Annotated in this window: 14 protein-coding genes and 1 tRNA gene; 7 read left to right on the plus strand and 8 right to left on the minus strand. The window is 60.8% G+C overall.

What is annotated here, in order from left to right:
- Positions 1-25: 25 nt before the first annotated feature.
- Entirely contained in the window at positions 26-1066 is a 1041-nt protein-coding gene (coxB, locus tag ACQKRQ_RS27535; RefSeq protein ID WP_427480814.1) for a cytochrome c oxidase subunit II, read from the minus strand.
- Positions 1067-1346: 280 nt separating this feature from the next.
- Between coxB and ACQKRQ_RS27540 the strand changes: the two genes are divergently transcribed.
- Positions 1347-1646: a hypothetical protein gene (locus ACQKRQ_RS27540; RefSeq protein ID WP_427480816.1), complete on the plus strand. Its 300-nt coding sequence runs from the start codon at positions 1347-1349 to the stop codon at positions 1644-1646.
- Positions 1647-2389: 743 nt separating this feature from the next.
- On the opposite strand, the gene ACQKRQ_RS27545 is transcribed toward ACQKRQ_RS27540, so the two are convergent.
- On the minus strand, positions 2390-3721 hold the full coding sequence (locus tag ACQKRQ_RS27545) for an ABC transporter substrate-binding protein (protein ID WP_427480818.1): 1332 nt from the start codon (positions 3719-3721) through the stop codon (positions 2390-2392).
- 1140 nt (positions 3722-4861) lie between these two features.
- Between ACQKRQ_RS27545 and ACQKRQ_RS27550 the strand changes: the two genes are divergently transcribed.
- Positions 4862-5581: a Crp/Fnr family transcriptional regulator gene (locus ACQKRQ_RS27550; protein WP_427480820.1), complete on the plus strand. Its 720-nt coding sequence runs from the start codon at positions 4862-4864 to the stop codon at positions 5579-5581.
- Between the two features lie 98 nt (positions 5582-5679).
- A complete protein-coding gene (locus ACQKRQ_RS27555; protein ID WP_427480822.1) occupies positions 5680-6810 on the plus strand; it encodes an ATP-binding protein in 1131 nt (376 codons plus the stop codon).
- 1059 nt (positions 6811-7869) lie between these two features.
- Here the strand turns inward: ACQKRQ_RS27555 and phaZ are convergent.
- Positions 7870-9069, minus strand: a complete 1200-nt coding sequence (phaZ, locus tag ACQKRQ_RS27560; RefSeq protein WP_427480824.1) for a polyhydroxyalkanoate depolymerase — start codon at positions 9067-9069, stop codon at positions 7870-7872.
- A gap of 459 nt (positions 9070-9528) precedes the next feature.
- Here phaZ and ACQKRQ_RS27565 point away from each other — a divergent pair, with 459 nt between their 5' ends.
- Positions 9529-10578, plus strand: coding sequence for a virginiamycin B lyase family protein (locus tag ACQKRQ_RS27565; RefSeq protein WP_427480826.1), 1050 nt, complete (start codon positions 9529-9531; stop codon positions 10576-10578).
- Between the two features lie 85 nt (positions 10579-10663).
- Here the strand turns inward: ACQKRQ_RS27565 and ACQKRQ_RS27570 are convergent, their stop codons facing one another.
- From ACQKRQ_RS27570 to ACQKRQ_RS27590, 5 genes are all read right to left on the minus strand, one after another.
- Positions 10664-11230, minus strand: coding sequence for an alpha/beta fold hydrolase (locus tag ACQKRQ_RS27570; protein ID WP_427480828.1), 567 nt, complete (start codon positions 11228-11230; stop codon positions 10664-10666).
- Positions 11200-11272, minus strand: a tRNA-Lys gene (locus ACQKRQ_RS27575). The genes ACQKRQ_RS27570 and ACQKRQ_RS27575 overlap by 31 nt, the downstream gene beginning before the upstream one ends.
- Positions 11273-11321: 49 nt before the next feature.
- Positions 11322-11885 (minus strand): Hsp20/alpha crystallin family protein, encoded by a 564-nt coding sequence (locus tag ACQKRQ_RS27580; protein WP_427480916.1) that lies wholly within the window; start codon positions 11883-11885, stop codon positions 11322-11324.
- A gap of 134 nt (positions 11886-12019) precedes the next feature.
- The gene (locus tag ACQKRQ_RS27585) at positions 12020-12427 is read right to left on the minus strand and encodes an Hsp20/alpha crystallin family protein (RefSeq protein WP_427480830.1); all 408 of its coding nucleotides are present in this window, start codon (positions 12425-12427) and stop codon (positions 12020-12022) included.
- Between the two features lie 24 nt (positions 12428-12451).
- Positions 12452-12904: an Hsp20/alpha crystallin family protein gene (locus ACQKRQ_RS27590; RefSeq protein ID WP_132380509.1), complete on the minus strand. Its 453-nt coding sequence runs from the start codon at positions 12902-12904 to the stop codon at positions 12452-12454.
- Positions 12905-13145: 241 nt separating this feature from the next.
- Here ACQKRQ_RS27590 and ACQKRQ_RS27595 point away from each other — a divergent pair, with 241 nt between their 5' ends.
- From ACQKRQ_RS27595 to ACQKRQ_RS27605, 3 genes are all read left to right on the plus strand, one after another.
- Positions 13146-13529 (plus strand): hypothetical protein, encoded by a 384-nt coding sequence (locus tag ACQKRQ_RS27595; RefSeq protein WP_427480832.1) that lies wholly within the window; start codon positions 13146-13148, stop codon positions 13527-13529.
- Positions 13530-14435: 906 nt separating this feature from the next.
- Positions 14436-14744, plus strand: a complete 309-nt coding sequence (locus tag ACQKRQ_RS27600) for a hypothetical protein (RefSeq protein ID WP_427480834.1) — start codon at positions 14436-14438, stop codon at positions 14742-14744.
- A gap of 423 nt (positions 14745-15167) precedes the next feature.
- On the plus strand, positions 15168-15464 hold the full coding sequence (locus ACQKRQ_RS27605; protein ID WP_132380798.1) for a CsbD family protein: 297 nt from the start codon (positions 15168-15170) through the stop codon (positions 15462-15464).
- The last annotated feature ends 22 nt before the right edge of the window (positions 15465-15486 follow it).

Raw genomic sequence — 15486 nt, forward strand, 5'->3', positions numbered from 1 at the left:
ACGCTCCTTGATTGCCGGCCAGAATTCAATGCAGCGTGGCCAGATAGGCCGATAGCGCGGCGGCATCGTTGGTATTCAGTGCGATGCTCGGCATCAATGCCTCGGGCTTGATCGCCTGCGCGTGCTCAATCCAGTCGAGCACGTGATCCGGTGTATTGGTCACCTCGCCCGCCGCGATCATGCGACGCGAGTTCAGATGCGTGAGATCGGGCGCTTGCAGGCCGTCCGCGTCTGTGCCGCGAATCGTGTGGCAGCCCGCGCAGCGCTCGGCGAACAGATGGCGGCCCGCGGCAACGCTGCTGTCATTCGCGGATGCCGCCGCTTGTCCTTGCGCGTCGCGCCAGACGTTGAAATCCGCCGGACTCTGCGCGACCACTTCGAAAGCCATGTGCGCATGTTGAGCGCCGCAGAACTGCGAGCATTGCCCGCGATAGATACCGGCGCGATCGGCCTGGATCCATTGCTCGTTGGTTTGGCCAGGGATCGTCTGGGTTTTGCCTGCAAGTTGCGGCACCCAGAACGCGTGCACGACGTCCGCACTTTTCAACGCTATCTTCACGGGCTCGCCGACGGGAATGTGGATCTCGTTGGCCGTACTGAAGTTGCGCGCCGGACTGGGATCGTCGGCGTAGTCGACTTTCCACCACCAGTCGTAAGCGGTCACGGTGATCGTGAGTTGAGGATGAGTCGCCGGCGTTGCAACCGACTCCAGTGTGATGAGGATATAGACCAGCGTCGCCAGCAAGGCCGCCGACGACACGCCCGTGCCGATGTAAATCCAGCGCATGCCGCCGGCTTCGGCATTGAGCGAATCGCTCGTCGTAGCGGGACGCTTGCGAACGATCGCGGCGATCAGCAAACCTGCAATGACGACTGTTACCGTGACCGAAATACCCGCCAGTGCCCAGCCTAAGCGCATGGTCGGAGCGGCGGCGGGTCCCGCGGCGTGGAGGAAATAGTTGAGCGGCGCAACAGAACTGGCTTGAGCGGTAGTGGCTGCCGCAGCTAGCGCAATGAAATGGGTGCCGACGAAAGCGCGCTGGACAAGTGCTGTCGTCAATCGCATCCATGCCTCCTCACGGCCTCCGCCGACGGCCCCAAAGTCGAAATACCGCGCGCAGATCCGCGCTGTGACAAGGACGCCTGAGCAAATATCGGACCACGCCGCGACGCCGGTCGCCGACCCTGGCTGGTACGGTCAAGGGTTTGATGAGCCACGGCGTGTTGTAAAAAAGGCATGTTATTTGCTCCGACCATTATCGTTTGGTCGCCGAAGGGTTAATCGCCTTGGCGCTCGTGATTCCACGGTGCTTTTTGAATCCCAATAGCCTTGTGTGGAGGTGATCATGAAATGCGGATATCTTGGATGGATCATTGATGCAACCCCGGAATTCTCCCTTGGGAAGTTCTTCGCACATGCGCGGCTGGTCCGCGTTTCCGCAGACGAAGACGTTGACGGCGAAATGCACATCGAGCGCAATCTTTCCTGGTTCGATACGGAGGAAGAGGCGATCGAGGTTGCCCAGCAATGGGCGTTTGTGTGGATCTGCGATCGCGACGGCAGTTTTGCTGGCAGGCAGTTCCAATCGCCGATAAACCAAAAGGGCACGTCGGCCCAAACTCCGGCCGGACGAAGCGCTGGGTAAGTCATGTCGAGGAACGTTCGTCGTGTAACCCGCGACTTGTCAGGACCCGATCAATCCTGGCTCCTCCACTCATCGCGTGTAAGTGCCGCTCATAAAACACGCGGCCCATTACGCAGGCCGCCGCGCGGCATCGTTGATAAGCGAACGACAGATAAAGCGCGAACTCCGGACATAACTTTCGATGACATAGACGTCCGTATATGGGCCGATTCCGGTCTAACACAGTGGTCTTGCCGTTGCCGCCCCGCCCATTGGCTGCGCAAGGCGGCAGCCGACCCCGGAACTGCCGGTCGAGAAGTCGGAGTTGCAAGGGCCGGCATTCTGAGTGGAACGGTCATTCCATACAGCCACTCGATTTCTTTTACTTTACTTATCGCCGCTCGCAAATAGACCGACGGACGCTCTTTCCGTCTTTCTCTCTGCTCACGGTCATTGGGGATACTCGCTGCACCGAAAAATCACGCAGAGGGAGGTCGCACAGGTGGATGGGCCCGGTATGCTATGCCCGCCTCCACGCACCGCCAGGAGGGCATTGCTCTGGGCTGCCGAGTCGATGGCCCTTCGAACATCATCGACACTCTCCGCCTGCAATATGGCGGCGGGCCTGCGGTCGACAAGGCCATTCCACACCCGCCGCGCATTGTCGTAGTCTGGATGGTCACGACCGATCACCGGTCCTCGACATCCAGACGAAACGAGCTTGCTGAGCAAGCTTCCATGCATGGCGTCGAGAGCTCCTGGGCTCACTTCTGATAACCCGCCTGCTTCACAGCGCGATCGGCGGCGGCGTTGCTCGCCTTCAGCGCTGCGTCCACACTGGTTTGCCCAGCAACGACGCCCGCAATCGCTTGCCCCACCACAGTCCCGAAGGACGGGAACTCGGGGATGCCTACGAATTGAATTCCGCTGTACGGCACTTTCCTGAGCGATGAGTCGTTCGGGTCGGCCGATTCGATCGCTCTCAACACAAATTCTCCGAAAGGAGCGGCCTGCCTGTACTCGGGACGTGCAAAAGTCGACTTCCTGCCCGGAGGAACAGATCCCCAACCCTCGTCCTTTCCAACCATCTCGGTGTACTGTTTCGACGTTGCCCAAGTAACAAATTTTTTCGCGGCATCCTGCGACTTCGAAGTCTTGGGGATCGCGAGCGACCACGACCACAGCCAATGCGATCCCTTCGGCGTTACCGCAACCGGTGCCGCAGCGAAGCCAATCTTGTCCGCCACTTTCGACTGCGACTTGTTGTAGAGCGTGCCCGCGGCAGCCGTCGAATCGATCCACATTGCGCACTTCCCGGACGACATCAGCGTCAGGTTCTCGTTGAAGCCGTTCGAGCTCGCTCCGGGCGGCCCCTCGTTCTTCAAGAGGTCCGCATAGAAGCTGATCGCCTTGTGCCACTCCGGCGTATCAACCTGCGCTTTCCAGTTCTCATCAAACCAGCGTCCACCGTAAGTGTTCACCACGGTCGACACGTATGCCATGTTTTCACCCCAACCTGCCTTCCCGCGCAAACAGATGCCATACTGACCCTTGGCCTTATCGGTGAGCGTGACGGCAAATTGCTTGATCTGCTCGTAGGTCGGCTGATCCGGCATATTGAGCCCGGCGGCCTGAAACAAATCCTTCCGATAAAACGTCATCGAACTCTCGACATAGAACGGCAACGCATAGAGTTGCCCATCGTAGGAAAGGCCGTCGCGCGCGGTCTTTACCACGTCGTCGAGATCGTAATCGAGAGGCAGATTGGTCATCGGCATCAGCCAGCCGCGCTTGCCCCACAACGGCGTTTCGTACGTGCCAATTGCAACCACGTCGAACTGGCCGCTGTTAGTGGTGATATCGGTCGTCGCGCGCTGACGAAGTACGTTTTCCTCAAGGATCACCCAATTCAGCTTGATATCCCGGTTCGCGTTCTCGAAGCTCGCGGAAAGCTTCTTGAGTTCCAGCATGGCCGGGCTGTTGAAAGTAGCGATGGTGACATCTGCCGCGCTGGTAACTTGTGCCGCGCAAATCGAAAGGCCAGCAAGCGCAACCTTGCAAATCGGCTCGCGACGCGCTGAGTTTTTCATCTTCATGATGAGTCTCCGATCGCTTTCGTCCGTGGCAGCGTTTGATTCCTCGGAGATCGCAGCGGAGGCGGACGATGCTGTAAGGACTGCGACGGCCGGCGTGCAGGCAATGTCGATTCGGCGCTCGGACCAGATTGAGTTCATGACGTTTGCCTCTTACCCTCGGACCAAGCGTTGTCCACATACGAAGCGTGGTATCTCGAGCGGTCTTCGTTTCTCGAAGGCGGAGAAGTGATCAGCTTGCCCGGCGTCGAACACTCGTTATGAGCAAACCTGTGCCCGGGTGACCGGCTCCGCAAGTAAGCGTGTAAGGGTCTCCGTGGGCCGGCTTACCTCAAGCGCCTTCCGAATGAGCGCCGACTACCGAGTGCCAAAGCAATGAGCACGCTTCACGCGACCCGTAGTCTTGTCGACGGGTGTTGCTGACGCCAGAGCGCCGGAATGCGCATGACGGGCCGTCGAGCCGATCGCCGCACGGTGCTGCGTCGCGTTCGGCTCTTACCGCTGCTCATGTTCTGCCCGTCAGGCGGAGCAACCAACGAAACGCTCGTGCCTTGAGCATGGACACATCCAACTTCTGCCTGAGGTCGTCAACGGGACGTGGCGTATATAATTTTCCAATGGATGCGGCTTCTGACCGCGAAACCCCACGTACCCTGATTGTATATTTTCGATAGGAAAACGTAAGGGAAACTGCGCCGGCTAAGTGTAAAACGCTTATAGACTCGGAAGAGCTACACGCTACGCGCCTTTCATGAAAATCGCCTAATTTCCGCCCTTTAGCGAACGGCTGAGCATTCTGCAGCCCAGTTCGCCCGCTCATCCGGCAACAATCGGCCTATTCAGTCACTTGACCAGGCATCGCAAATGTCCGTTTCCTGACCGGCAAGGGACGTTCGTCGAAAAAGTGCATGGCCTTATTTTTGACCGCCGTACGGCGGTTCACCCGGCACCATTCGCCGTTCAAAGCGATCGACGCGGGACGAACGGCTGCATATTTCACTCGTTGAAAAGGCAATCTCAAATTGAATCACCGGGCGGAGAGCCTGGAACGCTACCGTACAGACATACCGTCTGAGTCGTGACACGTTGACGTGTACCAGGCACATCCGCCATAGCGAGCCCAGATGCCAGGAAGCGGAAAACATGACGAACGAACATCGTGCCAATGAAAATCATCTGCTCAGGGTGCTGCCCGACGCAGAATGGGCGCGCCTGGTAGTGCACCTGATCCTGGTCGATGTGCCAATGGGACAGGTTATCTATGAGTCTGGCGAGAGCGTGAAGAATGTCTATTTTCCGACGACCTCAGTTGTATCGATGCTGCACCTGATGCATGACGGAACGCCTGCAGAAATTGCGATCGTGGGTAACGAAGGGCTCGTTGGGATCGCGCTTTTCATGGGCGGAGAGACGATGCCGAACATTGCGATTGTGCAAAGCGCCGGTCAGGCGTATCGGCTGGACGCCCGGATTCTGAAGGAGGAATTTGACCGGGCTGGCCTGGTGCAGCGGTTGTTGCTTCGCTATACCCAGGCATTGATCACGCAGATGGCCCAGACGGTCGTTTGCAACCAGTATCACTCGATGGACCAGCAGATGTGCAGATGGCTGCTGCTCAGCCTCGACCGCCTACCGCTGAACGAACAGAAGATGACGGCTGCACTGATTGCGAACATGCTTGGGGTTCCAGGCGCGGCCGTGATCGAAGCGGCAATGAGGCTGCAGGATGCCGGGCTGGTACGATGCACCGGTAATCATGTTGAGGTGCTGGATCGGCCGGGCCTCGAAAAGCGTGCGTGCGAGTGTTATGGCGTGGTGAAACGGGAGTTCGCCCGACTGTTGCCTGATGTACAGGCGACATGAAGGTCCGGCCAGGTTCGGTCAGTTCGTCCCTGATTTGCGCGTAACATCGGTATGCTGGTTGGACCTCGACATGCCGTTTACGCTTTGGAGACGCCTACATGCGACTTGCCGACTTTATCTCGCAAAGCATGGAGCCAATTCTTGCGCAGTGGGAAGCGTTCGCCGCCACGCTCCTGCCTGCGGCGGCGAACATGGAATCGCCGGGGTTGCGCGATCACGCGGAGCAGATCCTGCAGGCCGTGGCAAAGGACTTACGGACTTCGCAAACCAGGGAAGCCCAACGGGAAAAATCAATGGGGCGAGGTCCTGCCCTGATCGATGCGACCGAAACAGCCGCGCAAACGCATGCCCTTCTGAGGGCCCGGGCCGGTTTCAGTATCAATCAGCTCGCAGCCGAATATCGCGCACTGCGAGCCAGTGTGCTTCGCTTGTGGATGGATGATTGCGCGCCGGAAGTGCCGGATCTCGACGACGTCATCCGCTTCAATGAAGCGATCGATCAGGCACTCGCGGAGTCGGTCACGTTCTTCAGTACGCAGGCGGAGCAGAACCGCAACCTCCTGCTTGGCATGCTGGGTCACGACATGCGCAATCCCCTCCAGGCAATTCAGGTCACTGCGTCGTACCTGGCCGCGCTCAATGCTGGGGAGCGAGTATCCGGAGCCGCCTCCCGTCTGATACGAAGCGGCGCCCGGATGCAGGCGTTGCTTGATGACCTGACTGATTTCAACCGTACCAAGCTGGGCCTGGGCATCAATGTGACGCCCGCAAGCGTCAATCTGGCAGATGTGCTTGCCGACGAACTGGACCAGTTGCGCGCAGTTCACCCCGACAGGCAGATTGAGTTGCAAGTGAAAGGCGATTCGCAGGGGCTCTGGGACGGCCGGCGTCTGCAGCAATTGCTCGGAAATCTTGTAACGAATGCCATCAAGTACGGGGCGCAGGACGCCCCCGTACGCGTGACGGTGACTGGTGATGTAACACATGTCCATATCGAGGTCAGCAATTGCGGGCCGGCTATCGACGGCACTATGCTGGTACGCATCTTCGATCCCCTGACGCGGGGGACGGACCTTAAGGGCGCATACGAGCAGACGGGTAGCCTGGGACTGGGTTTGTATATCGCAAGCGAAATCGCCAAAGCCCATCACGGTGCGATTGAAGCGCGGTCCGAGGAGACGGAGACCCTGTTTTCTGTATCACTTCCGCGTGCTGACGTGTCCTCCTGACGCCCCGGCGCAAGGACGCAGAGTGACGATTTCAGCGTCGGCTGTCCCGGACAGCGGCATCGTGGAAAGCCGTCATTCACGTGTCGAATCCCAATGACGCCTTGGGGTCGAACTGGGCCGTTCAAAGTAACTTTGCCGAGCCTTCACGGGCGGCGATAGTTCAGGGGGTGGAATGACAGGTGCAAGGCCCGTCAGATATCGGCTCTCCGCATTGTTGTAGCAAATCTGTAGGCCGCGAGGTCGCGCTCGCTCCAAATGCGCCAGCTTGGCCATTTGCAGCGCGTCGTTCGTGGGTATCGAGGCCGGTGCCTGCTCAGCCTTGGGCTGGACCAGATAGGTGCCGCAAGATCACCTAGTACGTCCCCAAGAGCCTTCTCGAGGGCAACAATGCGACGTTCTAGAGAGCGCGACAGGGCTGCAGAAACGCCCACCAGCCTGCGTCGCGCTTCATCACAATCGCACTGTGAATACAGCAGTCGACCGTCCACGCGAAGGGTTTTTAACGATTCCATCTGGACGACGACCGCAAGAGCCCACTTTGGCCCGTTTAACGATTCCGGCATGCACTTCTCCGCGCAGGTTCTCATAATTATGCTGCCGGGGCGAAGTCTTAGCGTCAACGCCAGCCGCAGGACAAAAAAAGCCGCAGACAGCGCTGCGGCGAACAAACACACACGCCGAACGTTGGGAACGCTGACGTGTGAACCAGAGCCGACCGCAAACCCAGCTCAGGGCGAAGCCGACAATTTCGCCATCATCCTCGGCCAGCCACACTCCGCGTGGATCGTCTCGAAGGCAGAACGCCTGGAAATCCGAAGGCCGCGACGTGGCGATCGGCCCGAAACCGTGGCGGACAGTCAGGTCGTTGATGCTACGGGCAACCAGTTCTTCGGCGCGTGCCAGTTCGTCAGCGCTTGCAGGTCAGACAACCAGCGGCATGGGCACCTCCCGTGTGACAACCTCTAGATGTACAGCAAAAGGCCACGGTAGAGCCAAGCGCGCAATCAATGGCTACGCCCGGAGGGCCGAGATTCGCCCTTGCCCATAAGGACACCTCAGTCAGCGCATCGACCTCCAGAACCGCACCACGGCGGGGTGAATCACCTCGCGCCACCTCGGGCCGGTGAACAGGTCATAGTGGTCACAATCCGGTATCGTCACGCGGCAGCGCTTCGATACCGGGACCGCACTGCACAGCGTGTGAGCGGCATGCGTCTGGCCTGCGCCGGCAATGTCGTCGCGGTCGCCCTCGACTGTACAAAGCGCCGTACCTGCGAGATCCTGCGGCTGAATACAGCGGCCGCCGACGTGCCATTTCCCACGGGCAAGCTGCTGCTCCTGAAAGATCACGCGAATCGTGTCGAGCATATAATCTTCGGCCATGTCGAGAACCGCCGCATATTCGTTCAGTGCACGCAGGCTGGCCGCAATGGCCTTCGCATCGACTGAGAGGCGGCTTGACCAGTAGCGCAATTCGAGTGCCAACTGGCGGTGTGGTTGCGCGGCGACAATCGCCGCATGCTGGATGAAGCCCGGACAGACCCGGCGGCCGGAACCGGCATAGCCGGGCGGAACGGTGTCGATCACCGTGTCGCGGAACCAGTCGAGGCTGTGGCTTTGCGCCAGCCGGTCGACGGCGGTCGGATTGAGCCGCGCATCGATCGGGCCGCCCATCAGCGTCAGGCTGAGCGGCGGCGCTTCTCCTTCCCTCGCCAGCAACGACGCAGCCGCGAGGGTCGGCGCGGTGGCCTGGCAGAGGGCGATGACGTGCGTATGCGCGCAGCCCACTTTTAGCAGAAAGCGTTCGACCGCGAGAACATAGTCGTCGAGTCCGAAAGGGCCCGCGGCGAGCGGTACGTCCCGTGCGTTGGCCCAGTCGGTGACGTACACATCGCCGTCCTGCAGCAGCGTTTCGACCGTTTCGCGAAGCATGACCGCGTGGTGTCCCGCGAGTGGCGCGCAGAGAAAGATGTCCGGTGGCTTCGCGCGTTTTTGACCGCGCCTGGGTGCAACGGGCGAGTGCGCGCGCGCGAATTGTCGCAGCGCGCAAAACGGCATGCTGTCTACCACCTGTTCGACAACCGGTACCGACCGGGTGCCCACCGTCACCGCCTCGATGCCGAACGGCGGTGCTTCGAGGGTCGGTCGAACCAGCCGGCACAGCCAGTCATAGCCAGCAGCGGCGACGGGCAAGCAAGGCATCGACGGCGACAGCCAGGCATCGCATCCGGGCATTGCCCAGTCGCTGAGCGACTGCATCAGGGCACGCTGCTCTTCAAGCCACGAATACCACATGCTGTCTCCTGCCCGCGTGCCCGCGACTCGTTCCGTCTTCCATCAAGGCAGGAGCGTGGTCGGAAAAACGGGAGTGAAATGCGTTCAACGGCAATCAATACGCCGCGAGAAATGTAGACCTGCCGCGAGAAACACGCCGTCGCGTCCTCTACCTTGCGCTAAAGACCAGCATATGTGTGCTGCTCCGGGAAAGAAATTGCGGCGTAACGCGTGCGCCCGCGACGCGCTGCCCGCGCAGGGGCAGCACCCATCGCTCGACGCGACATGTATCGCGCTCGGCAAACCGGCGCCAAAACGGCAATCCTCGAGAATGAGCGGGCAAGTGTCTGTGAAAGAGTCGGCGCAGCGACAGCTACAGATAAGTGCAACAATAAAAATGCCGTCGGCGCCTTTTGAAACTCATCCTGTGACATGGAGGCGAACATGCTGGAGATAGCGGGGGATCGCTTCTTGGCAGTGGTAAGCAGGATTCTCGAATCCCGGCTGACCCCCTGTCTTGTGTCGGCCATGGCAAGCGCCGCGCTCACCGTCTGTTCGGTGCAGGCGCAGGTACGACCGCCGTCGTTCGAGACTTTCGCCGTCCCGACCGGTAGTGCGCCACATGACGTCGCACCGGCGCCCGACGGCGCCGTGTGGTACACCGCGCAGGCGCAGGGCGCGGTCGGTCGGCTGGACCCGCGTAGCGGCAGGATCGACAGGATTCCGCTTGGCGATGGGTCGGCACCCCACGGGGTGATCATCGGTCCCGATCGCGCGGCATGGATCACCGACGGCGGCCAGAACGCGATCGTGCGCGTCGATCCGAAGACGTTTGCCGTCACGCGTTTTCCATTGCCGAAGGACCGGCCGGCCGCCAATCTGAATACTGCGGTGTTCGACAAGCAAGGGCATCTGTGGTTTACCGGCCAAAGCGGCGTCTATGGCGAGCTCGATCCGAAGCGCGCCAGCATGCGCGTCTTCGATGCGCCGCGCGGGCACGGCCCCTACGGCATCTGTGTGACTCCGGACGGCAGCCTGTATTTCGCGTCACTAGCGGGAAGTTATCTCGGCCGCATCGATCCCGGAAGCGGCGCAACGCAGGTCATCGATCCGCCGACGCCGGATCAGGGTGCGCGCCGTGTATGGTCCGATTCGAAGGGGCGTGTCTGGGTCAGCGAGTGGAACGCAGGAAAAGTCGGCGTATTCGATCCAGCGACGCGTCGATGGCGCGAATGGCGCCTGCCTGGCGACGATCCCCATGCATACGCGATATTCGTAGACGACCAGGACATCGTCTGGCTCAGTGAATGGAGCGCCAACGCACTAGTGCGCTTCGACCCGCGCACTACGCGGTTCGACGTGTTTGCGCTGCCGCGTCCGCACGCGAACGTACGTCAAATGATGGGCCGCCCAGGAGAACTCTGGCTGTCCGAGTCCGGCACTGATCATCTGTTGCGCTACCGCTCCCGCGCAGCAGATGCCAACGGAAATTGACGAGGCACTATCCACGAATGTCATCCACTGTACAGGAGAGCCTATGAGCGACAACTCTGGACGAAAAGTCGTGCCTGGCGGTGAATCAGCGGGGCTGTTTGATGCCCGCCTCGGGCGTAACGACGAGTGTGCTGTGCGGCACTGCGCCGTGTAGCCGGATCGAATTCGCTTCTGGGCCGACAACCTTGTCATCCCCGCCGGCAAAAATACTGGCCGGCATCTTCAGATCAGAATAGTGAGCACATAAATTTGCCGCGGCCCGGATCATGAATGCGGAATCCTCGGCCACGGCCCGCTCCTGTACGGGTCGGAGCAGCATCTCACGAGGAATGACATCGAAGAAGTCGGCTGGCATGGGTGCCGGAGCGAACATCGCTTCCACGCTGCGCCTCAGCAAGAGGCGAACGGTCAGCGGCGAAATGGTGTAACGCAAGACTTCCCCCCAGCACCGGAAGTGCCGCCGCCGCAGCGAGCGCGACGTCGCGCGCGCAGTCGGATAGTAGTAACCGGAGACCAGCACGAGCCCGCGCACGTCAGCGGCGGCGCCGACCGCCATGCCAAATGCGACGAGCGTGCCCCACGAACATCCCAACACGACGGGTTGCTCTATGCCTATCAGGGTAGGCCGTACTGGATTCGAACCAGTGACCAACGGATTAAAAGTCCGCTGCTCTACCAGCTGAGCTAACGACCCGAGCTACTCCCATTCATTCACCTCGCAAGCGCCGCATCGCCGCCCAACGCTAGCCTATTTCGATCGTGCGGCTCGCCGATCGCGGCGGTTCCTGTTTCGGCACGGTCAACGTAAGCACGCCCTTGTCAAACTTTGCGAGCGCGTGGTCGGGGTCGGCGTTTTCCGGCATCGGGATCGTGCGCGTGAAGGCCCCATACGCGCGTTCAAGTCGATAGCAGCCGTCTTCCTCACTGTGCACATCCTGCTTTTTCTCGCCGCGCAACACCATCGCTCCATCCTCGACGGTGACGGTCAGATCCTCCCTTTCCATGCCCGGCAACTCGACAGTCACGCGCAGGACCTTCCCTTCGTCGACGACGTCGATGCGCGGCTGGAAACGCGATGAGCTGAAGTCGCCAAACCATCGTTCTAGCGCCCCGCGGGCTGCAAACGGATCGTGAAAGAAATCCTCCATCGCACGCCACGGATCGCGGGAGAAAAGCCGCTGGATATCTGGCCATCCGGCACGCCATGGTTCGCTGGCCGGCGGACTTTGCGGACCGTCCGCATCGGGCTTGCGCGCTGAGCCGCGGAGAAATTTGAAAGGATTCCATTTTTTGGGGTCGGTGTTCATCTGCTGCTCCTCAATGATCTGACAGGAGAGCGAGACCATGACGATCTGCATCCGGCGCCTCCACGAACCGAGCGGTGGCGACCTCGCAGCCGCCACCGGTTTTTCTCCTGTCATCGTTGCCGGTCTTTGCGCGCTCAGTTCGTCTGCACCTCGATCCGTCGCGGCCGTGCTTCGTCGCGACGCGGAATCGTCAGCTTCAGCACGCCGTCCTGCAGATTCGCATCGATCTTCGATGTGTCGAAATCCGGGCTCAGCGAGAACGCGCGCGCGAAATGCGGTTCACGGATCTCGGCGTGCTGCAGCCGCAGACCGGCGGGTGTGGGCACGACCGCTTCCGCCTCGATATAAAGATTGCCGTCGTGCACCTTCACGTCGAGTTTGTCCTTGGTGACGCCTGGAAGGTCCGCCCACAGCGTGATACCCTGGCTGTCCTCAAACACATCCACCGCCGGTGTGAGCGTCCTCCGACGTGCTGACTGGTCGCCCTCGCGTCGTGCTACTGTTTTCTGGTCGCGTTCAGCAACCTGTGTCCTGTCGTTCATGGCCTGCTCCTCGAATAACTGGCATTACTGCACGGTGATGGCCCGCGGCTTGGACGCTTCGCGCTTGCCGACGGTGATCGACAGGCAGCCATTGGTGTAGCGGGCCTGCACCCTGTCGGGGTCAGCGTTCTGCGGCAGCTCGATCACGCGTCGGAAAATGCCGGTGAAACGCTCCTGCGCATAGGTGCGGGTGTCGTCGCGGGTGTCGTCATCGGTCCCGGCCCGGGCAGGCTTGCGCTCACCGCTGATCGTCAGCAAGCCCTTGTCGATCGACACGTCGAGGTCGGCCAGCGTGAGGCCCGGCGCGAACGCGACGATTTCGATCGAGTCGTCGGTCGTACCGATGTTCACCTGCGGAAAGGCCCCGAAGCGGCCCGAGCGGATGCTGGACGGAAAGCCGCCGAACAGGCTGTCCATCTGCCGTTGCAGACGGTCAAACTCACTGAACAGGTCGGTTCCGGAAAAGAGATCACTCATCGTATCCTCCTTCGATGCAGCGAGGAGGCGAACGGGCCTACGCGCTCCAGTCCGCCTGCCAGGCCGCTGGCAAACAAATCGAAACACGCAGCGCACCGGATGTGACCGGCGCGTCTGCCTGAGCGAAATCAAAGATAGAACCTACGGTGAAAATTTCAAGGGGCGGTGGTGAATTCCTGTCTTGAAAATTGCCTGCCAAATAATATTATCGCGGTGCATTGCAACGGAACCGGAGGACACCATGGAATTCGATTCGGACTGGCTCACGCTTGGCAGACATCGCGTCCGGCTGCGCTCGACCAGAGGCTTTCCGACGGAATTGATGCGTAGCGTGGCGGAGGTCGTGCGCCTCGCGATCGACAACAACATGAGCGCCCGCGCGCGGCTGGTCGAGATCGTCTTCCAGCAGGACCACGCATACGATATCGCCGTTGGCACGACCCTGGCGGAAGACAGCGTTTGTGCGCCGCAACTCGAAGCGGCGCTCGCGCTGGTGCTCGGCCTGCTGCCAGAGCAGGTGAATATCATCGTGACGACAGTGAGTCAGGAGGAAGTCGACCTGCACTTCGGCGTGTATGAACGCATGCTAGCCGAGAAACTGGGCGTGGTGCCGCCAATCCAGTGATCGTCGGGCGATCGCGATGTGCCGCCGGGCCAGCCTCCCGCAACGGGTCGACGGTCAAGGGACGCGTCATCTGTCCGGATTCCGGCACCCGTTTACGCCGACGGCGGACTTCGTGTTTCCGGTCTACTGACGGCAGTCGCGGGACCGTCTGCACCGCGACGCACGAAGGCCGCGCGGACGACGTCATACCCCGACAGGACGCGAGGCGTCGTGCTCAGCCCGCCAATGCTGAAATGCTGCCAATGCAGAGTAAGTTGTAGTTCGCATTCCACCCGGTGCGAGCACGATCCTGCCTGCTCTGATCCGAGGACGCCCTGTCGACCGCACACGTCAAAATTTTAGCGATTGCGCCAGCTGCTGCAGCGCGCGGCTCCGAAGGCCGCTTGGGCCGGCAGAACCGTTTGCAACCGTGAGTCAAAGCCGGGCTGCGACGGAATCAGGGGATCGCGTTACACCCATGAGTAGGCGCCCGGCTCTCAGAGCAGGAGCTCTCGCGTATGCGGGGCGATATTGCCTCGCATGGCAGACACTGCCGAACGGGTTATCGCATGAGTTGTGCCTGTTGCCGGCAGAACAGCGCGAGGTTCTGGGGCTGGCCGAACGGATGAGATCTGTGGGAGCCGCGAGGCCGCGTTGCGGATCGGGTCCGGCGACTTGACCACCGAGGTCCAATGTCGAACCCGACGGCCATCCCGGCTATCCCCCACGTGTCGTTCCCCTCGTGTGTGTTTTGCACACTCTGATGGAACCCGGGAGACAGATGCCCAACGCTCCGCGCGTGCCTCAGTCGGTTTGCGCAGCGATAACTATGGCCCAACGGGCGGAGGGCGCTCCCGATCAAGCGGGCGCGAGTTGTTCCGCGGCCCGATTCATGCGGCGCGTGATGTGAACAGGCAGGAGGCCATCATGAAAACCCGGATCTTCACCTATGTCGAATGCCCGTGCGGACATCGCGGAGCCCTGATCGAAACGATAGAAACGGGCGTTTTTCCGGCCGGTCAGCATAGGACCTGGCTGCGCAAGTTGACCCGCGCCGGGACGTACGACGGAGGAGATGTGCTATTTGCGAAAATGAAGCCAGGGTGTCCGGCCTGCGGCCGGAGCGTGGGTCCTGACGATGTCGTCGGACGTAGCGAACTGCAGGGAACGGGCGAGGTGCTGCGGACAAAAAGTGAGTCGAGACCACTGGAGGCAACGCCCGCGGTCAGTTGGTGACGGGCGGCAATCCGACAACCAGGGGGCACTGCAAGAGGCACTTTGCCGGCGCGGAGGCATTCCCGGAAATCACGAAGGAGACAGCGGCGCCTCTCGGTCCGCTCGACTTCCCGGTTCCGCCGCGCGTCAATCCGCTGATCCGGCTATACGCGTTTCATGGCATTGCTTCGAAGCTAATTCCGCTGTACGACTGGACCAGCACCTTGCGTCACACCAAACGAAATGACATTGCCCCTGAATACGGCGAGCGTCCGCCGGTGTTGTTCGCGTGTCAACGAGAGGTCGAGTTGGGCCCAGCCCTTGCTCACCTTTTGGCACGCCCATCGCGATATCGGTTCTGCGCCAGGCAGAAAGGGCGGTTCGTGGTCTCTCATGACGCAATTTCCCCGTGCGGTCCGGCCGCAATCACTTGAGGAGCAGACAATGGAAACGACGAAAGCAGAAGGAACGCTACGGGAGGTTGCTGGCGACGTTCAGCAAGCCGCCGGGGATCTGCTGGGCAGTGCCGGCGCACAGGTTAGCGGAACAGCGAAAGAGTTGAGCGGCAAAGCTCAGCAACTCTATGCCGATTTTGTGGATGTAGTACGCGAGTCTACGGTGGAGCGGCCGTTCGCGGCGCTGGCAATTGCCGCTGGCGTGGGCTTCATCGTTGGAGCGTTGCGCGCAGCGAATCGCTCAAGGCCCGATAACGGCCGAAGCGACTCGATAGACCGGGAGTAAGGCTACTCGCGTCTTGCCCTCG

The organism is Paraburkholderia sp. NPDC080076 (genome assembly GCF_050281145.1).
Classification (GTDB): domain Bacteria; phylum Pseudomonadota; class Gammaproteobacteria; order Burkholderiales; family Burkholderiaceae; genus Paraburkholderia.